This is a genomic window from Streptomyces sp. NPDC029164 (assembly GCF_055563995.1).
Map to the genome: position 1 here is coordinate 192,449 of NZ_JBVHWW010000006.1, position 24,729 is coordinate 217,177.

Genomic DNA, 24,729 nt, shown 5'->3' on the forward strand with positions numbered 1-24,729 from the left:
GTGTGCAATGGAACACGTGCCCGCGCTCGACGAAGACCTCAAGAAGACCCTCGGACCCGCCACCGCCAAGGTGCTGGCCGAGCAGCTCGGCCTGCACACGGCCCTGGACCTCCTGCACCACTACCCGCGGCGGTACGCCGAGCGCGGTGAGCTGACCTCGCTGGCCGAGCTCGCCGACCAGATCGACGAGCACGTGACCGTCGTCGCGCAGGTCGCCGACGCCCGGATCCTGACCTTCAACGGAGGCCGCGGCAAGCGCCTGGAGGTGACCATCACCGACGGCAGCGGCCGCCTCCAGCTGGTCTTCTTCGGTGCCGGCGTCCACAAGCCGCACAAGGACCTGCTGCCCGGCAGCCGCGCGATGTTCGCCGGCAAGGTCTCCAAGTTCAACCACAAGCTCCAGCTCGCCCACCCCGCCTACGAGCCGCTCGGCGCGGACGCCTCCGACAGGGACGCCGCCACCGCCTTCGCGAGCCAGCTCATCCCGATCTACCCGGCCTGCGCGAAGCTGGAGTCCTGGAAGATCGCCAAATGCGTGGACGCGGTGCTGCCCAGCGCCCAGGAGGCCGTGGACCCGCTGCCGCCCGCCCTGCGCGAGGGCCGCGGGCTGGTCCCGCTCACCGAGGCCCTGCTGAAGATCCACCGGCCCGCCACCAAGGCCGACATCGAGGACGCCCGCCAGCGCCTGAAGTGGGACGAGGCCTTCGTCCTCCAGGTCGCCCTGGCCCGCCGCCGCCACGCCGACGCCCAGCTCCCGGCCGTACCCCGCCGCCCCACCCCCGGCGGCCTCCTCGACTCCTTCGACGCGAAGCTCCCGTTCACCCTCACCGACGGCCAGCGCACCGTCTCGAAGGAGATCTTCGACGACCTGGCCACCAGCCACCCCATGCACCGCCTCCTCCAGGGCGAGGTCGGAAGCGGAAAGACGATGGTGGCGCTGCGGGCCATGCTCGCCGTGGTGGATTCCGGGGGACAGGCGGCGATGCTCGCGCCCACCGAGGTGCTCGCGCAGCAGCACCACCGGTCCATCGTCGAGATGATGGGCGAGCTCGCCGAGGGGGGCCTGCTCGGCGGCTCCGACCAGGGCACCAAGGTCGTGCTCCTCACCGGGTCGATGGGGATGCCCGCGCGCCGGCAGGCGCTGCTGGACCTGGTCACCGGCGAGGCCGGGATCGTGATCGGCACGCACGCGCTGATCGAGGACAAGGTGCAGTTCCACGACCTCGGGCTGGTGGTCGTCGACGAACAGCACCGCTTCGGCGTCGAGCAGCGCGACGCCCTCAGGTCCAAGGGGAAGCAGCCCCCGCACCTGCTGGTGATGACCGCGACCCCGATCCCGCGCACGGTCGCCATGACCGTCTTCGGCGACCTGGAGACCTCCGTCCTCGACCAGCTGCCCGCCGGGCGCTCGCCGATCGCCACCCACGTGGTGCCCGCCAAGGACAAGCCGCACTTCCTCGCCCGGGCCTGGGAACGGGTCCGCGAGGAAGTGGAGAAGGGCCACCAGGCGTACGTGGTGTGCCCGCGCATCGGCGACGGCGAGGACGAGCCCAAGAAGAAGAAGGCGGCCGAGGAGGACGGGGACAAGCGCCCGCCGCTGGCCGTCCTGGAGATCGCCGAGCAGCTCACCCGCGGCCCGCTCGCCGGACTGTCCGTCGAGGTGCTGCACGGCCGGATGGACCCGGCCGACAAGGACGACGTCATGCGGCGCTTCGCCGCGGGCGAGGTCAAGGTGCTCGTCGCCACCACCGTCATCGAGGTCGGGGTGAACGTCCCGAACTCCACCGTCATGGTGATCATGGACGCGGACCGGTTCGGCGTCTCCCAGCTCCACCAGTTGCGCGGCCGCGTCGGCCGCGGCTCCGCGCCCGGCCTGTGCCTGCTGGTCAGCGAGATGCACGAGGCCAGCCCCGCCCGGGCCCGGCTGGCCGCCGTCGCCGCCACCCTCGACGGCTTCGAGCTCTCCCGCATCGACCTGGAGCAGCGCCGGGAGGGCGACGTGCTGGGCCAGGCCCAGTCGGGCGTCCGCTCCTCGCTGCGCATGCTCGCCGTCATCGAGGACGAGGAGGTCATCGCCCAGGCCCGCGAGGAGGCCACCCGCGCCGTCGCCGAGGACCCCGCGCTGGAGCGGTTGCCGGGGCTGCGGACCGCGCTGGACGCCCTGCTCGACGCCGAGCGCGAGCAGTACCTGGAGAAGGGCTGAGCGGCACGACCTATCGTTGGAGTGCCGCGGCAGCCCCGCGGCGCCCCCTACCGCCGTACCGAAGGACCCCAGATGACCCGCGTGATCGCCGGCAGCGCCGGCGGGCGACGGCTGGCCGTGCCCCCCGGCACCGGCACCCGCCCGACCTCGGACCGGATGCGCGAAGGCCTCTTCTCCACCTGGGAGTCGCTGCACGGCGTCGAAGGGGCCCGGGTGCTCGACCTGTACGGCGGCTCCGGCGCCGTCGGCCTGGAGGCCCTCTCCCGCGGCGCGGCCCACACCCTGCTGGTGGAGGCGGACGCCAAGGCCGCCCAGGCGATCCGGGACAACATCAAGTCGCTGGGTCTGCCCGGCGCGGAGTTCCGCGCGGGCAAGGCCGAGCAGATCGTGGCGGCCCGGGCGGCCGGGGACCCGTACGACGTGGTCTTCCTGGACCCGCCGTACGCCGTGGACAGCGGTGATCTCCGGGAGATCCTCCTCACACTCCGGTCCAATGGCTGGCTCACGGACGATGCGCTCGTCACCGTGGAGCGCAGCACCAGGGGCGGCGCCTTCCCGTGGCCCGAGGGCTTCGAGCCGCTCCGGTCGCGCAAGTACGGTGAGGGCACCCTGTGGTACGGCCGCGCCGCCTTCACCAGCGAAGACTCATGAACGAGGGAGTTCAGTTGCGCCGCGCCGTCTGTCCGGGGTCCTTCGATCCCATCCACAACGGACACCTCGACATCATCGGACGCGCCTCCAGGCTCTACGACGTCGTCCACGTCGCCGTGATGATCAACAAGTCGAAGCAGAGCCTCTTCACCGTCGAGGAGCGGATCGAGCTGATCCGCGAGGCCACGGCCGACTACGGCAACATCGAGGTCGAGTCCTTCCACGGCCTGCTCGTCGACTTCTGCAAGCAGCGGGACATCCCGGCCATCGTCAAGGGCCTGCGCGCGGTCAGCGACTTCGACTACGAGCTGCAGATGGCCCAGATGAACATGGGCCTGTCGGGCGTCGAGACCCTGTTCGTCCCGACCATCCCCACCTACAGCTTCCTGTCCTCCTCGCTGGTCAAGGAGGTCGCGGCCTGGGGCGGCGACGTCGCCCACCTGCTGCCGGCGCACGTGCACACGGCCCTCCTGGAGCGGCTGCGCAACCGCTGACCATCTGACGGGCCGTCAGGCAGTGTCGGGTGCCCGCCCGGTGGCCTTACAGTCGTCCCGTCCGTCTCAGGAACCGCCTGAGGCCGAGAGAGTGCGAGCCCCCATGGACGTGCAGAAGAAGCTCGACGAGATCGTCGCGGCCGTCGGCGGCGCCCGGTCCATGCCCATGTCGGCCTCCTGCGTGATCAACCGCGCCGAGCTGCTCGCCCAGCTCGAAGAGGTGCGGCGCGCGCTGCCCGGCTCGCTCGCGCAGGCTCAGGAGCTCATCGGCGGGCGGGAGCAGATGGTCGAGGAGGCCCGCCGGGAGGCGGAGCGGATCATCGACGCCGCCCACAACCAGCGCGGCTCGCTGATCTCCGACACCGAGATCGCGCGGCGCTCCCAGGCCGAGGCGGACCGGATCCTCGACGAGGCCCGCCGGGAGGCCGAGGAGATCCGGGCCGAGGCCGACGACTACGTCGACAGCAAGCTCGCCAACTTCGAGGTCGTGCTGACCAAGACCATCGGTTCGGTGGACCGGGGCCGGGAGAAGCTGCTGGGTCGCGGCCCGGGCCTGGACGAGCACGGCTACCGGGACCCCGACTACGACGAGGCGCCCGAGCGCAGCCACGATCCCGAGACGCAGCGGCAGCAGGCGGACGCGTACGTGGACACCAAGCTGGCCACCTTCGAGGCGGTGCTGTCCAAGACCCTGGAGGCCGTGGGCCGCGGCCGCCAGAAGCTGCTGGGCCGGGTTCCGTCGGACGACCTGGGCGTGCACATGGCCGCCCAGGACGCGGCGGGCGGCCAGTCCTCGCGCTCCGCGAGCGACTCCGACTTCCTGGCGGGCCTGGCGGAGCCGGAGCCGCTGCACGTGCAGGCGCCGATCCCGGCCCAGGCCGAGCCCGCGTACGACTCGTACTCCTACCAGCAGCCCGCGGCCCAGCAGCAGGACGCGTACGCGTACCAGGATCCGTACGGCGGCTACCAGCAGCAGCCCGACCCCTACGCGGCCTACCAGCAGCAGCAGCAGCCGGACCCCTACGCCGCGCACTACGACGCGCAGCAGCCGCAGGCGCAGCAGCCCTCGCTCGACGAGACCAGCCTCTTCGACACGAGCATGATCAACCTGGACCAGCTGCGCCAGTACGAACAGGGGCGCTAGCACCGGATTGGGCGCTGGGCGCCGCGCCGGGTATCCTGGCTCTTCGGTCGCGCGTATGCACCGCGATCCGTGCTGCCCTTACGTGCGGCATACATGCAGCATTCTTTGATCTTCAGCGATCTGTGAAAGCAGGAACGGCCCTGAATACCCGCCTCGACCACCGCAACCCCCTCGTGTTCGACACGCACGAGCTGGGTCGGCGTCCTGGTGCCATGCAGCGGCTGTCCCGTGAGATCGCGGCACCGGCGGACCTCGGTCTCGCCGGCGTCATCTGGGTGCCGGAAGGCAGCCCGCTGAAGCTCAAGCTCCGCCTGGAGTCGGTCATGGAAGGGGTGCTTGTCACAGGCACCGCCCGTGCATCGGCCGTGGGGGAGTGCGTAAGGTGTCTGGAGTCCGTCGAGCGCGAGCTCAAGGCGGACTTCCAGGAGATGTTCTCGTACCCTGACGCCGACGACCGGAGCCGCTCCAAGGCGGAACCGGCCGACGACGCCGAGGACGACGAGGACACGCTCTTCCTCGAGGACGGTTTGTTCGACCTCGAACCCGTGCTGCGCGACGTGGTGGTGCTCGCACTGCCGCTGCAGCCGGTGTGCCGGGAGGACTGTCTCGGACTGTGCCCCGATTGCGGGCTCAGCCTGAACGACGACCCGGACCACCACCATGACGCCGTCGACATCCGTTGGGCGGCATTGCAAGGACTCGTCGTGACCGATCAGGACGACGAGAAGGACAACATGAGCGGCACTGCCTCTGACGGAGTTCAGGGCGCCGCCGAGAAGCAGGAGAAGTAGCCGTGGCTGTTCCGAAGCGGAAGATGTCGCGCAGCAACACGCGCCACCGCCGGTCGCAGTGGAAGGCTGCGGTCCCCACCCTGGTTTCGTGCGAGCGTTGCCAGGAGCCGAAGCTCCAGCACATTGCGTGCCCGAGCTGCGGCACCTACAACAAGCGCCAGGTCCTCGAGGTCTGAGCGGCTGGTGAGAGGCGCAATGTCTGAGCTGTCCAACGCTGAGAAGCAGGCAGACAGTAACAACGCGGCCTCGTCCCACACGCTTCTGGAAGGGCGGCTCGGGTATCAACTCGAGTCCGCCCTTCTGGTGCGTGCACTGACCCACCGCTCGTACGCGTACGAGAACGGCGGTCTGCCCACCAACGAACGCCTGGAGTTCCTCGGGGACTCCGTGCTGGGCCTGGTGGTCACGGACACGCTGTACACGACCCACCCCGATCTCCCCGAAGGCCAGCTGGCCAAGCTTCGGGCCGCGGTGGTCAACTCGCGCGCACTGGCGGAGGTCGGGCGCGGCCTCGAACTCGGCTCCTTCATCCGGCTCGGCCGGGGCGAAGAGGGCACGGGCGGCCGGGACAAGGCCTCCATCCTCGCCGACACCCTTGAAGCGGTGATCGGCGCGGTCTACCTCGACCAGGGCCTCGACGCGGCCTCGGAGCTGGTTCACCGGCTCTTCGACCCGCTCATCGAGAAGTCCTCGAACCTCGGGGCCGGCCTGGACTGGAAGACCAGTCTCCAGGAGCTCACGGCGGCCGAAGGTCTTGGCGTACCGGAATATCTGGTCACCGAGACCGGTCCGGACCACGAGAAGACCTTCACTGCTGCCGCTCGCGTCGGTGGTGTCTCGTACGGCACCGGCACCGGCCGCAGCAAGAAGGAAGCGGAACAGCAAGCCGCGGAGTCCGCCTGGCGCGGCATCCGCACCGCGGCGGACGAGCGGATCGCGGCGGCTGCCGTGGCCGCCGCCGCTCCGGCCGAGGTCCCGGCTCCGGCCGTGGCCGAGGACGGCGGGGTGCCGACGCCCGCCGATCCGGCGCCGGACGCCTGACCCTTCCTTCCGGAAGTGCCCGCCCGCCCCTGCCCCGCAGGGGCGGGCGGTTCCGTTTACAGGGGGCCGGTACGCTCGCCGGGAGCGTCCAGATCCGCGTCCCCGGAGGTACACCGTGCCCGAGCTGCCCGAAGTCGAAGTCGTGCGGCGGGGGCTGGAGCGCTGGGTGGCCGGGCGGACGATCGAGGCCGTCGAGGTCCTGCACCCGCGGGCCGTGCGCCGCCACCCGGGCGGCGGGGCCGACTTCGCGGAGCGGCTGCGCGGGGAGACCGTCGGAGTGCCGCAGCGGCGCGGCAAGTACCTGTGGCTGCCGCTGGAGGGGCGGGACCTGTCCGTGCTCGGGCACCTCGGGATGAGCGGGCAGCTGCTCGTGCAGCCGCAGGACGCCCCCGACGAGAAGCACCTGCGGATCCGCGTGCGCTTCGACGATCCAGCCGGGACGGAGCTGCGCTTCGTGGACCAGCGGACCTTCGGCGGGCTCTCGCTGCACGACAACACGGCCGCCGGGCTGCCGGACGTCATCGCGCACATCGCCCGGGACCCGCTCGACCCGCTCTTCGACGAGGGCGCGTACCACCTCGCGCTGCGCGCCAAGCGGACCACCGTCAAGCGGGCGCTGCTGGACCAGTCCCTGATCAGCGGGGTCGGCAACATCTACGCCGACGAGGCGCTGTGGCGCGCCAGGCTGCACTACGAGCGCCCCACCGCCAACCTGACGCGCCCCCGGAGCACCGAACTCCTCGGCCACGTCCGGGACGTCATGAACGCCGCCCTCGCGGTCGGCGGCACCAGCTTCGACAGCCTGTACGTCAACGTCAACGGCGAGTCGGGCTACTTCGACCGCTCGCTCGACGCCTACGGGCGCGAGGACGAGCCGTGCCGACGCTGCGGCACCCCGATGCGCCGCCGCCCGTGGATGAACAGGTCGAGCTACTTCTGCCCGCGCTGTCAGCGGCCGCCGCGCCTGGCGTCGTAGGAGGTCCGGGCGGTCAGCACCGCCGGCATGTTGCCCTCCAGGCAGTGGATGAGCGCGAGCAGCCGGTCCGCGACCTCGATGCCGAGCGGGGTCAGCTCGTAGTCGACGCGGGGCGGGTTCGTCGGCTGGGCCTCGCGGTGGACTATGCCGTCGCGCTCCAGCGCGTGCAGGGTCTGGGAGAGCATCTTCTCGCTGACGCCCTCCACCCGGCGGCGCAGCTCGTTGAAGCGGCACGGGCCTTCGCGCAGGGCGCCCACGGTGAGGCTGCCCCAGCGGCCGGTGACGTGTTCCAGGGTCTCGCGGGACGGGCAGGCACGCGCGAAGACGTCGAACGGTTGCTCGGTCTCGGCGGCTTCGGTTCGGACAGGGGTCTCCATAAAGAAAGCGTACTCCTCCGCAGCGCTAACTAGAGGGTTGCGCTTTCTAAAAGTTAGTGCTTTTCTTGGTGTCGTCACAGTCCTGCTCCCACCGCACCACGCCCTGTGCGGCGGCGGGAGTTTTCCGAGGGAGAGCACCTTGTCCGGTATCGCGCACACCCCCGTCGTCTCGATCGCCTACCACTCCGGCTACGGCCACACCGCCGTGATCGCCGAGGCGGTCCGCAGCGGCGCCGCCGACGCCGGCGCGACCGTCCACCTGATCAAGGTCGACGAGATCGACGACGCGCAGTGGGAGCTGCTCGACGCGTCCGACGCGATCGTCTTCGGCTCTCCGACCTACATGGGTACCGCCTCCGGCGCCTTCCACGTGTTCGCGGAGGCCACCTCGAAGCGCTGGTTCGGTGACGTCTGGCAGGACAAGGTCGCCGCCGGCTTCACCAACTCCGCCTCCAAGAGCGGCGACAAGCTGCACACCCTGCAGTTCTTCCAGATCCTCGCCGCCCAGCACGGCATGAGCTGGGTCAACCTGGGCCTGAAGCCGGGCTGGAACAGCAGCACCGCTTCCGAGAACGACCTCAACCGCCTCGGCGTCTTCGCCGGCGCGGCCGCCCAGAGCAACTCCGACGAGGGCGCGGACGCCGTCCACAAGGCCGACATCGCGACCGCCGAGCACCTGGGCCGGCGTGTCGCGGAGCAGACCCGCATCGTGATCGCGGGGCGCGCGGCCCTGGCCGCCGTCGGCGCCTGAGCCTGCTAGAAGCCGAAGTCCTGGGTCCACCAGGGGCCGCCGGCGGCGACGTGGACGCCGACACCGAGGGTGCGGAACTCACAGTTGAGGATGTTCGCCTTGTGGCCCGGGCTGTTCATCCAGGCGTTCATGACCGCCTGGGCGTCACCCTGGCCGCGGGCGATGTTCTCGCCGCCGAGTCCGGAGAGGCCCGCCTTGGCGGCGCGGTCCCACGGGCTGTTGCCATCGGGGTCGTCGTGGCTGAAGAAGCCCCGGGTGGCCATGTCCTTGCTGAAGGCTCCGGCCAGTGCCGCGAGCGGCGGATTGGCCCGGACCGGACCGCACCCGGCCATCGCGCGCTCCTGGTTCACCAGGGCGACCACGGCGTCCTCCTCCGCGGAGTGACCGTCCAGGTCCGGCGGGGTCGCCGGGGTGGCGGGCTTCGAGGGCTCCGGGGCCGGCTTCGAAGGCGCCGGAACCGGCTTCTTCTGCGGGGCCTTGGTGGGCGGAGCGGGCTTGGCCGCGGGCGGGGCGCTCGGCGGGGCGGACTCGGCGGCGCTCGGCGAGGCCGAGGCTGAGGCCGACGGGGTGGCCGAGGCTGACGGGGTGGCCGAGGCCGAAGGGGACGGCGAGGCGGATGTGGACGGCGAGGTCGACGGGCTCTTGGACGGGGTGCCGGAGGCGGTCCCCGTCCCGGCGCGGCCGGACAGGCTGGCGAGGCCGCCCTGCTGCTCGGCCGCGGCGTCCGGAGCCGGCGAGGCCTTGGCCTTGGCTTCCGGGGTGCCGTCGGCACCCGTACCGCTGACGCCCACATAGGGGAACGAGGCGCCGACCGGCACCATGCCGGTGGTGACGGCCGCCGTGCCGAGCGCCACGGCCACCGAGACGCCCAGCAGGCTGGTGCGCAGGACGGTGCCGCGCTTGCCGCCGCTGCGCGGCGCGGCGTTGAGTCGGTGGCGTCCCATCGCTGTCGTGCCCTTCCATGCCGGATCAAGATCATCCCTTACTCACCCAAATGGGTGAGTTCGTTGCTGCGCGACTGTACGGCATGGGGCCAGGGGGCGATGTGTCCGGAAAGTGATCGCCCGGTTAGCGTTCACGCATGAACGAAGATGTCCGTCTGACCGCCTGGGTGCGCGGCCGTGTGCAGGGAGTGGGCTTCCGCTGGTTCACCAGGGAGAACGCCTTGGAGATCGGAGGCGTCGTCGGCTTCGCGCTCAACCTCGACGACGGGCGAGTACAGGTGGTCGCCGAAGGTCAACGTGAGAATTGCCACCGGCTGCTCGACTGGCTGCGCTCCGCCGACACGCCCGGCCGGGTGGACGGAGTGACAGAGATCTGGGGCACACCGCGCGGTGGCTACGACGGATTCGGGATGCGGTGACCGATCGGCTGATCATGCACTCATCACACCTCTGATCGCCCGCACACGGTCGGAACTGCGCATTCGTCGCCCACGCGTTGCCGACGGGGGCGAACCGTGGAAGGCTCGGAGATGAGGATGATCTCCACGCCCCCTGCCGGGGCCGGGACGCCCACGGATACGGGGTGTGATCGTGTTGACCGTCAAACTTTTTGGTGAGACGCTGGAAGCCCCGCGCACCTGAGCTGTTTGGCAGTGTTGGCAGTAGCAAGCGCAGTGACTGTCAGTCGCTGCCGGACATCCGCGGGTGCGATTCCCTCACGACCCACACCGCTTCGGTCGGTCACTCAGTGTGGAGGACCATCCATCATGGCAAAGGCGCTTCTCGGTTACGTCGGCGGTTCCGATCCGCGACTCCTCGCCGAGATGCGACGGCTTCAGCAGCGCGTCCAGGACCTCGAGTCCGAGCTCGTACGGATTCAGTCTGAAAATGACGCGCTCAACGCGGCCGCCGCTCAGCACGACGGAGACTCGCTGCTGGACCGCATCGACATCGACGTACCCCAGGCGGAGCCTGCGCTCACCTGATCCGCGCTCACTCGTCGCTCGACTCCAGCCCCGTTAGATCTGCAAGGGACGCTTCGGCGTCCCTTCTTTCTTTGACCGCTCCCTCGCCCCCTTCGCCCCTCCCGCCGTGCCCTCCGCGCCGCCGACCAGAGGGCCAGGTGGGGGGCGTGATGCCTTTAGCGTCAGTGGTGCCCTGCACCTTCATGGGTGAAACCGAACGTGAAAGGTAGAGTCCGGCGGCGTGCACCTCAAGTCCCTGACCCTGCGTGGCTTCAAATCCTTCGCCTCCGCCACCACCCTGCGCTTCGAACCCGGCATCACCTGTGTCGTGGGTCCGAACGGCTCGGGCAAGTCCAATGTGGTGGACGCGCTGTCCTGGGTCATGGGGGAGCAGGGGGCCAAGTCCCTGCGCGGCGGGAAGATGGAAGACGTCATCTTCGCCGGGACCACCGGCCGGCCGCCGCTCGGGCGCGCCGAGGTGTCCCTGACGATCGACAACTCCGACGGCGCGCTGCCCATCGACTACGCCGAAGTCACCATCACCCGGATCATGTTCCGCGGCGGCAGCAGCGAGTACCAGATCAACGGTGACACCTGCCGGCTGCTCGACATCCAGGAGCTGCTCTCCGACTCCGGCATCGGCCGCGAGATGCACGTCATCGTCGGCCAGGGCCAGCTGGACTCCGTCCTGCACGCCGATCCCATGGGCCGCCGCGCCTTCATCGAGGAGGCGGCGGGCGTACTGAAGCACCGCAAGCGCAAGGAGAAGGCGCTGCGGAAGCTCGACGCGATGCAGGCCAACCTCGCGCGCGTGCAGGACCTCAACGACGAGCTGCGCCGCCAGCTCAAACCCCTGGGACGGCAGGCCGCGGTCGCCCGGCGGGCCGCCGTGATCCAGGCGGACCTGCGCGACGCGCGGCTGCGGCTGCTCGCCGACGACCTGGTCACGCTGCGGCGGGCGCTGGACGCGGAGATCGCGGACGAGGCGGCGCTCAAGGAGCGCAAGGAGGCGGCCGAGGCCCAGCTGGCGCTCGCGCTGCGGCGCGAGGCCGAGCTGGAGGAGGCGGTACGGGAGCTCGCGCCGCGGCTGCAGCGGGCGCAACAGACCTGGTACGAGCTGTCGCAGCTCGCCGAACGGGTCCGGGGCACCACGTCCCTGGCGGACGCGCGGGTGAAGAGCGCGACGGCCCCGGTGGAGGACGAACGGCGCGGCCGCGACCCGGACGACATGGAGCGCGAGGCCGCGCGGATCCGCGAGCAGGAGGCGGAACTGACGGCGGCTCTGGAAGCGGCCTCGCGGGCGCTGGAGGACACGGTCGAGCACCGGGCCGAGCTGGAGCGGGCGCTGGCCGAGGAGGAACGGCGGCTGCGGGACGCCGCGCGGGCCATCGCCGACCGGCGAGAGGGGCTGGCCCGGCTGACGGGGCGGCTCGGCGCGGCCCGCTCCCGCGCGGGGGCGGCGCAGGCGGAGATCGACCGCCTCGTCGCGGCGCGGGACGGGGCGCAGTCCCGGGCCGCCGCCGCGCAGGCGGAGTACGAGGCGCTGGCGGAGGAGGTCGGCGGGCTCGACGAGCCGTCGGCGGACGCGGACCACGAGGCCGCGCGGGCCGAGCTGGCGGCGGCCGAGGCTGGCCTGTCCGCCGCGCGCGACGCGCTGTCCGGGGCGGAACGCTCGCGGGCGGCGGTGTCGGCCCGGCGGGACGCGCTGGCGATGGGGCTGCGCCGCAAGGACGGTACGGGGGCGCTCCTCGCGGCGCGGGAGAAGCTGGCCGGGCTGCTCGGACCGGCGGCGGAGCGGCTGACGGTGACACCGGGCTACGAAGCCGCGGTGGCCGCTGCGCTGGGCTCGGCGGCGGACGCGCTGGCGGTGTCCTCGCCGGGTGCGGCGGCCGAGGCGATCCGCCACCTCCGCGACACCGACGCGGGCCGCGCCACCCTCCTGATCACCCCTCCCGTCCGGTCCGCGCCCATGGCCGTCCCGGGCCAGGCCGCCGATCCCGGCGGTCCGTCGGCCGTGCCGGGCCAAGCCCCCGACGCTGCGGGTCTGTCCGGTGCTCCGGGGCGGGCATCGGCTCCCGCCGCGGAGTCGGGCGCCCAGCTGCCCGGGCAGGCCTCGGCCGGAGGGCTTTTCCCCCACCCCGCCCCTTCCCGAGACCGGGCTCTGCCCGGACCCGGTCCTCAAACGCCGGACGGGCTGAAAGATCCGGCCCCGCCGGGGTTTGAGGTGCGGGGTGCGGGGCGGGGTCCCGGCGGCGGGGCGGCGGGCGAGGTGGTTGCCGCGGTCCGGCTGGTCGACGGCGCGGCGCATGATCCGGCCCCGTCGGGGTTTGAGGTGCGGGGGCCCGGCGACGAGCCCGCGGCCGAGGGGATTGCCGCGGCGCGGCTGGTCGACGGGGACGACGAGGCGCGGCGGGCGGCCGCCTGGGTGCTGCGCGACCACGTCGTCGTCGGCACGCTCGACGCCGCCGAGGCCCTCGTCGCGGCGCGGCCCGACACGGTGGCCGTGACCCTCGACGGAGACGTGCTCGGGGCGCACCTCGCGCACGGCGGTTCCGCCGGGGCGCCCAGCCTGATCGAGGTGCAGGCCGCCGTCGACGAGGCGGCGGCGGAGCTGACCGCCCTGGACGAGCGCTGCGCGGAACTGGCCGGGGCCCAGACGGCCGCCCGGTCCCGGCGCCAGGACGCGGCCGCCCTGGTCGAGGAGCTCGCCGAGCGCCGCCGTGCCGCTGAGCAGGCCCGCGCCGGGGTCGCGCAGCAGCTCGGGCGGCTCGCAGGGCAGGCGAAGGGGGCCGCCGGCGAAGCCGAGCGCGGCGCGGCCGCGGCGGCCAAGGCCCAGGACGCGCTGGAGCAGGCGCTGGCCGACGTGGAGGAGTGCGCGGAACGGCTCGCGACGGCCGAGGAAATGCCGGTGGAGGAGGAGCCGGACAGCTCCCGCCGGGACCGGCTCGCGGCCGACGGGGCCAACGCGCGGCAGACCGAGATGGAGGCCCGGCTGCAGCTGCGGACCCATGAGGAGCGGGTCAAGGGACTGGCCGGACGGGCCGACTCCCTCGACCGCGCGGCCCGGGCGGAGCGCGAGGCCCGGGCCCGCGCCGAGCGGCGCCGGGCGCGGCTGCGCCACGAGGCGGAAGTGGCCCGGGCCGTGGCCGACGGCTCCCGGCAGCTCCTCGCGCACGTGGAGGTCTCGCTGCTGCGGGCCGACGAGGAGCGCGTCGCGGCCGAACGGGCGAAGGGCCTGCGCGAGCGGGAGCTCGGCGAGGCGCGCAACCGCGGCCGGGAACTGAAGGGGGAGCTCGACAAGCTCACCGACTCCGTCCATCGCGGCGAGGTGCTCGGCGCCGAACAGCGGCTGCGCATCGAGGCGGTGGAGGCCAGGGCGCTGGAGGAGTTCGGCATGGAGTCCGCCGGGCTCGTCGCCGAGTACGGCCCCGACCAGCCGGTGCCGCCGTCCCCGCCGGCCGAGGGCGAGGAGCTGCCCGAGGACCCGGAGCACCCGCGCAACCGGCCCGGCCCCTTCGTCCGCGCCCAGCAGGAGAAGCGGCTCAAGGCGGCCGAACGCGCCTACCAGCAGCTCGGCAAGGTCAATCCGCTCGCGCTGGAGGAGTTCGCGGCGCTGGAGGAGCGCCACCAGTTCCTCAGCGAGCAACTGGAGGACCTCCGCAAGACGCGAGCCGATCTCCTTCAAGTGGTGAAGGAGGTCGACGAGCGCGTCGAGCAGGTGTTCACCGAGGCCTACCGGGACACGGCCCGGGAGTTCGAGGGGGTGTTCTCGCGGCTGTTCCCCGGCGGCGAGGGCCGGCTGATCCTGACCGACCCCGACAACATGCTGGCCACCGGTGTCGACGTGGAGGCCCGTCCGCCGGGCAAGAAGGTCAAGCGGCTGTCGCTGCTCTCCGGCGGCGAGCGCTCGCTGACGGCCGTGGCCCTGCTGGTGTCCATCTTCAAGGCGCGCCCCAGCCCGTTCTACGTGATGGACGAGGTGGAGGCCGCGCTCGACGACACCAACCTGCAGCGGCTGATCCGGATCATGGAGGAGCTCCGGGAGAGCTCGCAGCTGATCGTGATCACGCACCAGAAGCGGACGATGGAGGTCGCGGACGCCCTGTACGGCGTCTCGATGCAGGGAGACGGGGTCTCCAAGGTCATCAGTCAGCGTCTTCGCTGACCGCGTTCTGAGCGCTCACTTCAGGAAGTGAACGCTGTGGCTCTCTTCACTCAGGCTTGGTGGTTCCTCAGCGGCTCTTGACTTCAGAAAGTGAAGCCATAAGCTCTGCTTGCCGTGTCCGACGTTCAGGTGGTGGTGAGCAGTTTGCTGTGCGCCACTGGAGGAACACGCGAAAAGACGTACACCCCCACACCGCCCGCCGTCGGCGTCGGGCCCAGGAGCACACCTTGACCAGCACAGCGAACGCACCCGCGTCCGGCAGTGGCCGGGAGGCACGCCCCGACCACCTCGGGCACGTCATCTTCATCGCCGCGGCCGCGGCGATGGGCGGTTTCCTCTTCGGCTACGACAGCTCCGTCATCAACGGCGCCGTCGTCGCCATCCGCGAACGGTTCGACGTCGGGTCCGCGGCGCTCGCCCAGGTGATCGCCGCCGCCCTGATCGGCTGCGCGTTCGGCGCCGCCACCGCCGGCCGCATCGCTGACCGGATCGGGCGAATCCGCTGCATGCAGATCGCCTCGATCCTCTTCACCGCGAGCGCCATCGGCTCGGCCCTGCCGTTCGCCCTGTGGGACCTGGCGATGTGGCGCGTCATCGGCGGCTTCGGCATCGGCATGGCCTCCGTCATCGGCCCCGCCTACATCGCCGAGGTGTCCCCGGCCGCCTACCGCGGCCGTCTCGCCTCCTTCCAGCAGGCCGCCATCGTCATCGGCATCGCCGTCTCCCAGCTCGTGAACTGGGCCATCCTCAACATCGCCGACGGCGACCAGCGCGGCGAGATCGCCGGCCTGGAGGCCTGGCAGTGGATGCTCGGCATCATGGTCATCCCGGCCGTGATCTACGGGCTGATGTCCTTCGTCATCCCGGAGTCCCCCCGCTACCTGATCTCCGTCGGCCGCACCGACCAGGCCAAGAAGGTGCTGCGCGAGGTCGAGGGATCGAAGATCGACATCGACGCGCGCGCCGTCGAGATCGACCGGGCCATGCGCTCCGAGCACAAGTCCACCTTCAAGGACCTGCTCGGCGGCCGCTTCGGCTTCCTGCCGATCGTCTGGATCGGCATCGGGCTCTCCGTCTTCCAGCAGCTCGTCGGCATCAACGTGATCTTCTACTACAGCTCCTCGCTGTGGCAGTCCGTCGGCATCGACCCGTCCAGCTCGTTCTTCTACTCCTTCACCACGTCGATCATCAACATCATCGGCACGGTGATCGCGATGGTCCTCGTCGACCGGCTGGGCCGCAAGCCGCTCGCCCTCATCGGTTCCGCGGGCATGGCGATCTCCCTCGGCGTCGCCGCGTGGGCCTTCTCCTTCAAGGAGGGCACGGGCGACAACATCACCATGCCCGACACCCAGGGCACCGTCGCGCTGATCGCGGCGCACTCCTTCGTGCTCTTCTTCGCCCTGTCCTGGGGCGTGGTGGTCTGGGTGCTGCTCGGCGAGATGTTCCCGAACCGCATCCGGGCCGCGGCGCTCGGTGTCGCCGCCGCGGCCCAGTGGATCGCCAACTGGGTCATCACGGTCACGTTCCCGACGCTCTCGGACTGGAACCTGTCCGGCGCGTACATGATCTACACGTTCTTCGCCCTGCTCTCGATCCCGTTCATCCTCAAGTGGGTGCCGGAGACCAAGGGCAAGGCGCTGGAGGAGATGGGGTAACCATCCCCGCCACCACCCCTCTCCTCGATACTGCCCCGGCTCAGTCCTTGAGCCGGGGCAGTACCTGTTCGCACAGCAGGTGCAGGCTGCGCCAGCCCTCGTCCAGCGGCATCCCGCCGCACAGCGGGTGCAGGACCAGGTTCCCCGCCTCGCCCGCGCCCCGGGCGTACGCGACGGCCTCGTCCGGGGTGAGGATCCGGTACACGCCCTCCGCGCGCAGCTCCGCCACCGAGCGCGCGCCCGACCGTACGGCGCTGCGGATGTCCTTGGACTGCCAGGACGCGTACATCCCGGCCTCGTGCAGGAAGCGCTCGCCGTGCTCCGCCCAGACCCGGTCCGGGTCCTCCGCGATGTGCAGCAGCGGGGTCTCGGCCGCCGGCATCATGCAGAAGCCCTCCGTGCCGTACTCCGCGAGCTTCGCGTGGTAGTACGCCTCCAGCTCCGGCAGGTGCGCGCTGGGGAAGAACGGCAGCCCCAGCCGGGCCGCACGGCGGGCCGCCGCCTCGGAGCTGCCGCCGACCAGCAGCAGCGGGTGCGGCCGCGTGAACGGCGTCGGGGTGACCCGTACCGTGCGGCCGCGGAACTCGAAGGGCTCGCCGGTCCACGCCTTCAGCAGGGTCTCCAGCAGCTCGTCCTGGAGCCGGCCGCGCCGGCCCCACTCGACGCCGTGCTGCTCGTATTCCTCGGGCCGGTAGCCGATGCCCGCGACCGTCACGAGGCGGCCGCCGCTCAGCAGGTCCAGGACGGCGATGTCCTCGGCCACCTTCAGCGGGTCGTACAGCGGCCCGATGATCGCCGAGACGGTGACGGCGATCCGGCGGGTGGCGCCGAAGACGGCGCCCGCGAAGGCGAAGGGGGAAGGCAGCCAGTTGTTGCCGGTGCCGTGGTGCTCCTCGGTCTGGACGGTGTCGATCCCGCGGTCGTCCGCGTACCGGGCCATCTCCAGGGCTGCCCTGTAGCGGGCGGAGAGGGATTCGGGGGTGCCGTTCGGGTCGACGAGATTGAACCGGGCCACGGTGATGGGCATGGAGGAGTCCCCCTTCGCCGGATGTGGGTGGGCGGGCGAAGGGGGACGTTAGCTGACGCGGCGTCAGTTGGACAGGGATCCGGCGAGCGCGGGCTCCTCCGACGCGGCGGCGTCGGGCTCCGGCTCCGCGGGAGCCGTGCGCGGCAGGACGGCGTACAGCAGGCCCGAGGTCACGATGCCGGCCACCCAGCCGAGGCCGTTGCGCCCGATCCAGGTGGTCGCGAGCGGCCCGCTGAACCAGTCCACCGAGGTGAACAGCAGCCCGACCACCAGGGCCAGGGCCCACGCGGTCATGGCCTGCCAGGCGAAACCGCCCTTGTACCAGTAGGCGCTGGTCCGCGTGGTGTCCAGCAGCGCGGCCCCGTCGTAGGTCCGGCGGCGCAGCATGTCCACGCCGAAGACGCCGATCCACGCCGAGAAGGCCACGGCCAGCAGCGTCAGGAAGGAGATGAAGGAACCGAAGAAGCTCGTCGCGACCACCATCAGCAGGAAGCCGAAGACCAGGCTGATGGCCGCGTTGACGCTGACCGCCCACGCCCGCGGGACCTTGATGCCGAGGGTCTGCGCGGTGAAGCCGGCCGAGTACATGGACATCGAGTTGATCAGCAGCATCCCGACCAGCGCGACGAGCAGGTACGGGACCGCGATCCAGGCCGGGAGCAGCTCGCCGATGAAGGACACCGGGTCCTGGGCGGTGGCCAGGTCCGGGGTGCCGACGGCCATGACCGCGCCCATCAGGACCATCGGGAGGACGACGACACCGGCGCCGCCGATCGTCGCGCCCACCAGCCCCTTGGAGGAGGCGGTGCGCGGCAGGTAGCGGGTGAAGTCGGGACCCGAGGGCACCCAGCTGATGCCGCCGGCCGCGATGGTGCCGATGCCCGCGATCATCATCGCGGTGGAGCCGGCCGGCTTGCCGAGGACGGCGGACCAGTCGGTCGTGAAGAGCAGGTACCCGAGGACGAGCACGCTGAAGGCGCCGAAGAGGTACGTCGACCAGGTGGAGCAGACGCGCAGCGCCTTGATGCCGAGGCCCGAGACCACGAAGGTGCAGCCCACGAAGAACAGCAGGGTGACGACGATGAGCGGGGTGTTGCTCTTGATCCCGAAGAGCAGGTCGAGCACGGTCAGCACGGCGTAGGCGCCGCTCACCGCGTTGATCGTCTCCCAGCCCCACCGGGCCACCCAGATCAGGGAGCCCGGGAAGAGGTTGCCGCGCTGCCCGAACACGGCCCGGGAGAGGGCCATGCCGGGAGCGCCGCCGCGCTTGCCGGCGATCGATATGAGGCCGACGATCCCGTACGAGAGGACCGGCGCGGCGACCGCGACGACGAGCACCTGCCAGATGTTCAGCCTGTTGAAGATCACCAGACCCGCGCCCATGGTCAGCAGCAGCACGCTGATGTTGGCGGCGACCCACGTGGGGACGAGATCGCGGACGCGGCCGCCGCGCTCGCTGTCCGGGACGGGCTCCAGTCCGCGGGTCTCGATCGCGGTTTCGGTTCCGCCGTCGGCGGGCTCGGCAGGCATGCGGCTGCTCCGTGGGGGAGGGACGAGGGGAAGTCGCCCATCATCGTAGATGTGCCGCTAAAACAACAGACAGAGGCTTACGTCCCAGTTGAATGCCCGGGGTCCGGGCTCCGGGCCGCCCGTGGCCGATACTGGTGAGGTTATGGACATCCTCATCCTTGCTGTAGTCATCGCCCTGGTCGCGGTCGGCGCGATCAGCGGGCTCGTGGTCAGCAGCCGCAAGAAGAAGCAGCTGCCCCCGGCCCCGCCCAGCTCGCCGACCATCACTGCCCCGCCTGCCGAACCGCAGGTGGGGGAGGACGCCGTAGAGACGGCGGAAGAGCCGCGCCGCACGATCGAGGAGGTCGGGCTCCCGCAGGCGGAGGCCGAGGCCCCGGTCGAGGCGCCGGCCGCCGAGCCCGAGGCCCCGGCCGCACCCGCGATCGAGGTGCCCGAGCCCACCGCCGGCCGCCTGGTCCGGCTGCGCGCCCGCCTCGCCCGGTCGCAGAACTCCCTCGGCAAGGGGCTGCTCACGCTGCTCTCGCGGGAGCACCTCGACGAGGACACCTGGGAGGAGATCGAGGAGACCCTCCTCGTCGCCGACGTCGGTGTCGTGCCCACCCAGGAGCTCGTCGACCGGCTCCGCGACCGGGTCAAGGTGCTCGGCACCCGCACTCCGGCGGACCTGCGCGCCCTGCTCAAGGAGGAGCTGCTGACCCTGGTCGGCACCGACTTCGACCGTGCCGTGAAGACGGAGAGCGGCGAGGACACGCCCGGCGTGATCATGGTCGTCGGCGTCAACGGCACCGGCAAGACCACCACCACCGGCAAGCTGGCCCGGGTGCTCGTCGCCGACGGCCGCAGCGTGGTGCTCGGCGCGGCCGACACCTTCCGCGCCGCCGCCGCCGACCAGCTGCAGACCTGGGGCGACCGCGTCGGAGCCCGTACCGTACGCGGCCCCGAGGGCGGCGACCCGGCCTCGATCGCCTACGACGCGGTCAAGGAGGGCATCGCCGAGGGCGCCGACGTGGTGCTCATCGACACCGCCGGCCGCCTGCACACCAAGACGGGCCTCATGGACGAGCTCGGCAAGGTCAAGCGCGTCGTCGAGAAGCACGGCCCGCTGGACGAGATCCTGCTGGTCCTCGACGCCACCACCGGGCAGAACGGCCTGACCCAGGCCCGCGTCTTCGCCGAGGTCGTGGACATCACCGGCATCGTGCTGACCAAGCTCGACGGCACGGCCAAGGGCGGCATCGTCGTCGCCGTCCAGCGCGAACTGGGCGTCCCGGTCAAGCTCGTCGGACTCGGCGAGGGCCCGGACGACCTGGCCCCCTTCGAGCCGGAGGCGTTCGTCGACGCCCTCATCGGCGACTGAGCGCGCTCTCGCGCACAACGGGTGCCCCCGAGTTCCCAAGAGGAACGCGGGGGCACCGTCGCGTGGGGGGTGTGGGCGTGGGCGCGCCTACCGGCGCGAGCGGTGGCAGATGTAGGCGAGGGTGCCCAGCAGCAGCCGGGCCTGCGGCGGGCCCCCGGCGCAGTCCAGCGCGGGCGGCCGCAGCCAGCCGACCTGGCCGAGCCCGGCCCGGTCGGAGGGCGGGGCCGTCACGTAGGCCCCGTGGCCCAGGGCCCGCAGGTCGAGGTCGGCGTCGTCCCAGCCCATCCGGTACAGCAGCTGGGGCAGTTCGGCCGCCGCGCCGGGGGCCACGAAGAACTGCGCCCGGGCGTCCGCGGTCACGATCACCGGGCCCAGCGGCAGCCCCATCCGCTCCAGCCGCACCAGCGCCCGCCGCCCGGCCTCCTCGCAGACCTCGATGACGTCGAAGGTGCGGCCCACGGGGAGCAGCACCGCGGCGCCCGGGTAGTCGCCCCAGGCCTCGGTGACTTCGTCCAGGGTGGCCCCGGCCTTGACCGTGGGTGCGAAGGGGAGCGGATGCGCCCCGGGGGACGCGCACTCCGCGTCCCCGCAGGAACAGTCGCGGGCGGGCGCCGCGGCGCGGGCGCCGGGGACCACGTCCCAGCCCCACAGCCCGGTGTACTCCGCCACCGCCGTGCACTCCGAGGTCCGGCCGCGGCGCCGGGTGCCGGAACGGAACTCCCTGGTGCCGCGGCTGCCGCCGATCGTGAAGCCCATGCCCATGCCCCCTCCAACGGGTCGGACGCGCCGGTGGTTACGACGCCGGTGGTGACGGTGTCGGCGGAACCCGCGGACCGGGGTCCGCCACGGGGTGCCTTCCATGGCCGCCCGGCGCACTCCTCGCCGCGCGCGCCCCGAGCGCACTCCAGTCCAACCGAGCCGTTTCACCTCGGTGTCAAGTGAATCGCGCCTGGCCGGTGGCGAGTTCATTCGAAGGGGTGGCGAATGGTGGCGTTTCTGGAATCGACCTCGCCGCAGGGGTGATCGTAGGATTACTTTCGGTACACGAACCCCAAAGGCAGACCCGTCCGTGGGTATGCCGGAGGCAATGTGTGAAGGACCTGTGAAGGTCCGTGGCGGCGCCCTGCGCCCCGGCCAGGGTTTCGTGTGGAAGAGGCTGAGCGGATGGGGGCGTTCCAGTGAGCGGCAACGGCGCAAGCGGAACGATCGAGGACGCTGCTGCGCGCAATGACCAGCTGACCTCGTGGTTCGTCCGCAGCGGCTGGTCCAAGGGCGAACTCGCCCGGCAGGTCAACCGCCGGGCCCGCCAGATGGGCGCCCACCACATCAGCACGGACACCTCCCGGGTGCGCCGCTGGCTGGACGGCGAACAGCCCCGCGAGCCCGTCCCCCGCATCCTGTCCGAGCTGTTCTCCGAGCGCTTCGGCTCCGTCGTCGCCATCGAGCAGCTCGGCCTGCGCACCGCCCACCAGACCCCCTCCGTCTCCGGGGTCGACCTGCCCTGGGCCGGCCCGCAGACCGTCGAGCTGCTCGGCGAGTTCTCCCGCAGCGACCTGATGCTGGCCCGCCGCGGCTTCCTCGGGACCTCGCTCGCGCTCTCCGCCGGCCCCGCCCTCATCGAGCCCATGCAGCGCTGGCTCGTGCCGGTCCCGGCCGCCGACCCGGGACCGCGGACGGCGGGGGCGACGGGGGCCCTCGGCGGCCACCGCCCGCCCCGGCTCTCCGAACCGGAACTCGACCTCCTCGACGCCACCACCGTCATGTTCCGCCAGTGGGACGCCCAGTGCGGGGGCGGGCTGCGCCGCAAGGCCGTCGTGGGCCAGCTCCACGAGGTCACCGACCTGCTCCAGGAGAACCACCCCGCCCCGGTCATGAAGCGGCTCTTCAAGGTCGCCGCCGAACTGGCCGAACTGGCCGGCTGGATGAGCTACGACATCGGCCTGCACCCCACCGCGCAGAAGTACTTCGTCCTCGCCCTGCACGCGGCGAAGGAGGCCGGCGACAAGCCGCTCGGCTCCTACATCCTCTCCGGCATGAGCCGCCAGATGATCCACCTGGGCCGGCCCGAGGACGCCCTCGAACTCGTCCACCTCGCGCAGTACGGCAGCCGAGACTGCGCCGGCCCGCGCACCCAGGCCATGCTGTATGCGATGGAGGCACGCGCGTACGCCAACATGGGCCAGCCCAGCCGCTGCAAGCGGGCCGTGCGGATGGCCGAGGACACCTTCTCCGACGTCGCCGTCGGCGGCGAGCCCGAGCCCGACTGGATCCGCTTCTTCTCCGAGGCCGAGCTGAACGGCGAGAACTCCCACTCGTACCGGGACCTGGCCTACGTGGCCGGGCGCAGCCCCATGTACGCCTCCCTCGCGGAGCCCGTCATGGAGCGGGCCGTCGAGCTCTTCGAGAAGGACGAGGAGCACCAGCGCTCCTACGCCCTCAACCTCATCGGCATGGCCACCGTCCACCTGCTACGGCGCGACCCGGAGCAGGCCGCGGCCCTCGTCGACAGGGCCCTTGACGTGGCGGGAAAGGTGCGGTCCGAACGGGTGAACACGCGCCTGCGCAAGACCGTCGACAGCGCCGCCCGTGAGTACGGCGACGTCGCCGAGGTGGTCCGGCTCACCGACCACCTCGCCTCCCGGCTCCCCGAAGCCGCGGAGGCCGTCTGACGGCCCCGGCGGCCGCCCCTCAGGCCCCGGCCGCGGCAGTCACCCCGTGAAGCCCGATCAGGCTCCCCCAGCCAGGACGTCCGGGTCACCGCCGCGGCCGGTTGCACCACCCGCACAGTTCATGGACGCGTAACACGCCCGACCTCTTCGTCATCGGCGCGAAACACCCAGCGGCGCCGCCGGAAACCGGCCTGCGCGAATCTCATGGCCAATAACCGGCCAGATCCCCATGCCGCCGCTCAGTTTTTCACGATCGCCCGCACGCGAACGTACCGACGACGAGGAGACGCCGATGGCATCAGCCATCACGACCCTCGCGGCAGACGCCCCGACGCTGTCTGCCGCGAACACCGGGTTCATGCTCATCTGCTCCGCCCTGGTCATGCTGATGACCCCGGGACTCGCCTTCTTCTACGGAGGCATGGTCCGCGTCAAGAGCAGCCTCAACATGCTGATGATGAGCTTCATCAGCCTGGGGATCGTCACGATCCTCTGGGTCCTCTACGGCTTCAGCCTCGCCTTCGGCACCGACTCCGGCTCCCTCATCGGCTGGAACTCCGACTACGTAGGCCTCAGCGGCATCGGGATCACCGAGCTGTGGGACGGCTACACCATCCCGGTCTACGTCTTCGCCGTCTTCCAGCTGATGTTCGCCGTCATCACCCCGGCCCTGATCAGCGGCGCCCTCGCCGACCGCGTGAAGTTCAGCGCCTGGGCCCTGTTCACCGTCCTGTGGGTCACCGTCGTCTACTTCCCCGTCGCCCACTGGGTCTGGGGCGCGGGCGGCTGGCTCTTCGAGCTCGGCGTCATCGACTTCGCGGGCGGCACGGCCGTCCACATCAACGCCGGCGCCGCCGCCCTCGGCGTGATCCTGGTCATCGGCAAGCGCGTCGGCTTCAAGAAGGACCCGATGCGCCCGCACAGCCTGCCCCTCGTGATGCTCGGCGCCGGTCTGCTGTGGTTCGGCTGGTTCGGCTTCAACGCGGGCTCCTGGCTCGGCAACGACGACGGCGTCGGCGCGGTCATGTTCGTCAACACCCAGGTCGCCACCGCCGCCGCCATGCTCGCCTGGCTCGGCTACGAGAAGCTGCGCCACGGCTCCTTCACCACCCTCGGCGCCGCCTCCGGCGCGGTCGCCGGCCTCGTCGCGATCACCCCCGCCGGCGGTGCGGTCAGCCCGCTCGGGGCCATCGCGGTCGGCGTCATCGCCGGTGTGCTCTGCGCCATGGCGGTGGGCCTCAAGTACAAGTTCGGCTACGACGACTCCCTCGACGTGGTCGGCGTCCACCTCGTCGGCGGTGTCGCCGGCTCCCTCCTGGTCGGCCTCTTCGCCACCGGCGGGGTCCAGTCCGACGTGGCCGGCCTCTTCTACGGCGGCGGCCTCGAACAGCTCGGCAAGCAGGCCATCGGGGTCTTCTCCGTCCTCGCCTACTCTCTGGTGGCGTCCGCGCTGCTCGCCTTCCTCCTCGACAAGACGATCGGGATGCGGGTCAGCGAGGACGTCGAGGTCGCCGGCATCGACCAGGTCGAACACGCCGAGACCGCCTACGACTTCAGCGGAGCCGGTGGCGGAGCGGCCTCGCGCAGCACCTCCGCCCCCACCCCCGCCGCCGCGAGCAAGAAGGTTGACGCATGAAGCTGATCACCGCGATCGTCAAGCCGCACAAGCTGGACGAGATCAAGGAAGCCCTCCAGACCTTCGGAGTGCAGGGCCTCACGGTCACCGAGGCCAGCGGCTACGGCCGCCAGCGCGGCCACACCGAGGTCTATCGCGGTGCCGAGTACCAGGTCGACCTCGTCCCCAAGATCCGCATCGAGGTGCTGGTCGACGACTCCGACGCCGAGGAACTGATCCGCGTCATCGTGAGCGCGGCGGCCACCGGAAAGATCGGTGACGGCAAGGTGTGGAGCGTCCCCGTGGACTCGGTCGTACGGGTCCGCACCGGCGAGCGCGGCGCTGACGCGCTCTAGGTGACGGGAGCTCCT

22 protein-coding genes are annotated in these 24,729 nt (G+C 71.5%); 17 read left to right on the forward strand and 5 right to left on the reverse strand.

All coding sequences use genetic code 11. The annotated features are described in order from the left end of the window. Nucleotides 1-7 precede the first annotated feature (7 nt). The 8 genes from recG to mutM all read left to right on the forward strand — a co-directional run bounded on the left by recG (nucleotide 8) and on the right by mutM (nucleotide 7,300). Nucleotides 8-2,203, forward strand: a complete 2,196-nt coding sequence (recG, locus tag ACZ4VT_RS08540; RefSeq protein WP_467947773.1) for an ATP-dependent DNA helicase RecG — start codon at nucleotides 8-10, stop codon at nucleotides 2,201-2,203. A gap of 72 nt (nucleotides 2,204-2,275) precedes the next feature. Continuing rightward, nucleotides 2,276-2,854 carry a 16S rRNA (guanine(966)-N(2))-methyltransferase RsmD gene (rsmD, locus tag ACZ4VT_RS08545; RefSeq protein ID WP_467947774.1) on the forward strand — a complete coding sequence of 193 codons (579 nt, stop codon included), beginning with the start codon at nucleotides 2,276-2,278 and terminating at the stop codon, nucleotides 2,852-2,854. A gap of 14 nt (nucleotides 2,855-2,868) precedes the next feature. Further along, nucleotides 2,869-3,348 (forward strand): pantetheine-phosphate adenylyltransferase, encoded by a 480-nt coding sequence (coaD, locus tag ACZ4VT_RS08550; protein ID WP_362809037.1) that lies wholly within the window; start codon nucleotides 2,869-2,871, stop codon nucleotides 3,346-3,348. A gap of 103 nt (nucleotides 3,349-3,451) precedes the next feature. After that, nucleotides 3,452-4,492: a DivIVA domain-containing protein gene (locus tag ACZ4VT_RS08555; protein ID WP_467947776.1), complete on the forward strand. Its 1,041-nt coding sequence runs from the start codon at nucleotides 3,452-3,454 to the stop codon at nucleotides 4,490-4,492. 140 nt (nucleotides 4,493-4,632) lie between these two features. After that, on the forward strand, nucleotides 4,633-5,283 hold the full coding sequence (locus tag ACZ4VT_RS08560) for a YceD family protein (RefSeq protein WP_351597467.1): 651 nt from the start codon (nucleotides 4,633-4,635) through the stop codon (nucleotides 5,281-5,283). A 2-nt stretch (nucleotides 5,284-5,285) separates the two neighbouring features. Beyond that, nucleotides 5,286-5,459: a 50S ribosomal protein L32 gene (gene rpmF, locus ACZ4VT_RS08565; RefSeq protein ID WP_003965982.1), complete on the forward strand. Its 174-nt coding sequence runs from the start codon at nucleotides 5,286-5,288 to the stop codon at nucleotides 5,457-5,459. 19 nt (nucleotides 5,460-5,478) lie between these two features. Beyond that, on the forward strand, nucleotides 5,479-6,324 hold the full coding sequence (gene rnc, locus ACZ4VT_RS08570) for a ribonuclease III (protein ID WP_030708490.1): 846 nt from the start codon (nucleotides 5,479-5,481) through the stop codon (nucleotides 6,322-6,324). A 115-nt stretch (nucleotides 6,325-6,439) separates the two neighbouring features. Next, nucleotides 6,440-7,300 carry a bifunctional DNA-formamidopyrimidine glycosylase/DNA-(apurinic or apyrimidinic site) lyase gene (gene mutM / locus ACZ4VT_RS08575; protein ID WP_467947778.1) on the forward strand — a complete coding sequence of 287 codons (861 nt, stop codon included), beginning with the start codon at nucleotides 6,440-6,442 and terminating at the stop codon, nucleotides 7,298-7,300. On the opposite strand, the gene ACZ4VT_RS08580 is transcribed toward mutM, so the two are convergent. Continuing rightward, on the reverse strand, nucleotides 7,273-7,677 hold the full coding sequence (locus tag ACZ4VT_RS08580) for a winged helix-turn-helix transcriptional regulator (RefSeq protein ID WP_467947780.1): 405 nt from the start codon (nucleotides 7,675-7,677) through the stop codon (nucleotides 7,273-7,275). The two genes, mutM and ACZ4VT_RS08580, sit on opposite strands and share 28 nt — an antisense overlap. A 148-nt stretch (nucleotides 7,678-7,825) precedes the next feature. Here ACZ4VT_RS08580 and ACZ4VT_RS08585 point away from each other — a divergent pair, with 148 nt between their 5' ends. Then, complete coding sequence (locus ACZ4VT_RS08585; RefSeq protein WP_467947842.1) at nucleotides 7,826-8,428, forward strand: flavodoxin family protein; 603 nt, start codon at nucleotides 7,826-7,828, stop codon at nucleotides 8,426-8,428. Between the two features lie 5 nt (nucleotides 8,429-8,433). Here ACZ4VT_RS08585 and ACZ4VT_RS08590 read toward each other — a convergent pair whose 3' ends face one another. Next, on the reverse strand, nucleotides 8,434-9,372 hold the full coding sequence (locus tag ACZ4VT_RS08590) for a CAP domain-containing protein (protein ID WP_467947782.1): 939 nt from the start codon (nucleotides 9,370-9,372) through the stop codon (nucleotides 8,434-8,436). A gap of 137 nt (nucleotides 9,373-9,509) precedes the next feature. Here ACZ4VT_RS08590 and ACZ4VT_RS08595 point away from each other — a divergent pair, with 137 nt between their 5' ends. The 4 genes from ACZ4VT_RS08595 to ACZ4VT_RS08610 all read left to right on the forward strand — a co-directional run bounded on the left by ACZ4VT_RS08595 (nucleotide 9,510) and on the right by ACZ4VT_RS08610 (nucleotide 16,160). Continuing rightward, the gene (locus ACZ4VT_RS08595; RefSeq protein WP_030708499.1) at nucleotides 9,510-9,791 is read left to right on the forward strand and encodes an acylphosphatase; all 282 of its coding nucleotides are present in this window, start codon (nucleotides 9,510-9,512) and stop codon (nucleotides 9,789-9,791) included. 348 nt (nucleotides 9,792-10,139) lie between these two features. Further along, nucleotides 10,140-10,358 carry a hypothetical protein gene (locus ACZ4VT_RS08600; protein WP_030708500.1) on the forward strand — a complete coding sequence of 73 codons (219 nt, stop codon included), beginning with the start codon at nucleotides 10,140-10,142 and terminating at the stop codon, nucleotides 10,356-10,358. A gap of 220 nt (nucleotides 10,359-10,578) precedes the next feature. Further along, entirely contained in the window at nucleotides 10,579-14,502 is a 3,924-nt protein-coding gene (locus ACZ4VT_RS08605; RefSeq protein WP_467947785.1) for an AAA family ATPase, read from the forward strand. A 227-nt stretch (nucleotides 14,503-14,729) separates the two neighbouring features. Next, nucleotides 14,730-16,160, forward strand: coding sequence for a sugar porter family MFS transporter (locus ACZ4VT_RS08610; protein WP_467947787.1), 1,431 nt, complete (start codon nucleotides 14,730-14,732; stop codon nucleotides 16,158-16,160). Between the two features lie 40 nt (nucleotides 16,161-16,200). On the opposite strand, the gene ACZ4VT_RS08615 is transcribed toward ACZ4VT_RS08610, so the two are convergent. Together ACZ4VT_RS08615 and ACZ4VT_RS08620 are read right to left on the reverse strand one after the other, a co-directional pair. Next, the gene (locus tag ACZ4VT_RS08615; protein ID WP_467947789.1) at nucleotides 16,201-17,187 is read right to left on the reverse strand and encodes an LLM class flavin-dependent oxidoreductase; all 987 of its coding nucleotides are present in this window, start codon (nucleotides 17,185-17,187) and stop codon (nucleotides 16,201-16,203) included. A 63-nt stretch (nucleotides 17,188-17,250) separates the two neighbouring features. Further along, nucleotides 17,251-18,717: a cytosine permease gene (locus tag ACZ4VT_RS08620; RefSeq protein WP_467947791.1), complete on the reverse strand. Its 1,467-nt coding sequence runs from the start codon at nucleotides 18,715-18,717 to the stop codon at nucleotides 17,251-17,253. A 142-nt stretch (nucleotides 18,718-18,859) separates the two neighbouring features. On the opposite strand from ACZ4VT_RS08620, the gene ftsY reads away from it, so the two are divergent. Next, entirely contained in the window at nucleotides 18,860-20,074 is a 1,215-nt protein-coding gene (gene ftsY / locus ACZ4VT_RS08625) for a signal recognition particle-docking protein FtsY (protein ID WP_467947793.1), read from the forward strand. A gap of 87 nt (nucleotides 20,075-20,161) precedes the next feature. Here the strand turns inward: ftsY and ACZ4VT_RS08630 are convergent, their stop codons facing one another. After that, complete coding sequence (locus ACZ4VT_RS08630; protein ID WP_467947795.1) at nucleotides 20,162-20,830, reverse strand: bifunctional DNA primase/polymerase; 669 nt, start codon at nucleotides 20,828-20,830, stop codon at nucleotides 20,162-20,164. Between the two features lie 422 nt (nucleotides 20,831-21,252). Between ACZ4VT_RS08630 and nsdA the strand changes: the two genes are divergently transcribed. The 3 genes from nsdA to ACZ4VT_RS08645 all read left to right on the forward strand — a co-directional run bounded on the left by nsdA (nucleotide 21,253) and on the right by ACZ4VT_RS08645 (nucleotide 24,714). After that, nucleotides 21,253-22,743, forward strand: coding sequence for a transcriptional repressor NsdA (nsdA, locus tag ACZ4VT_RS08635; RefSeq protein WP_467947797.1), 1,491 nt, complete (start codon nucleotides 21,253-21,255; stop codon nucleotides 22,741-22,743). A gap of 292 nt (nucleotides 22,744-23,035) precedes the next feature. Then, on the forward strand, nucleotides 23,036-24,379 hold the full coding sequence (locus ACZ4VT_RS08640; protein WP_467947799.1) for an ammonium transporter: 1,344 nt from the start codon (nucleotides 23,036-23,038) through the stop codon (nucleotides 24,377-24,379). After that, the gene (locus ACZ4VT_RS08645; RefSeq protein WP_030708521.1) at nucleotides 24,376-24,714 is read left to right on the forward strand and encodes a P-II family nitrogen regulator; all 339 of its coding nucleotides are present in this window, start codon (nucleotides 24,376-24,378) and stop codon (nucleotides 24,712-24,714) included. Before ACZ4VT_RS08640 ends, ACZ4VT_RS08645 begins: the two co-directional genes overlap by 4 nt. The last annotated feature ends 15 nt before the right edge of the window (nucleotides 24,715-24,729 follow it).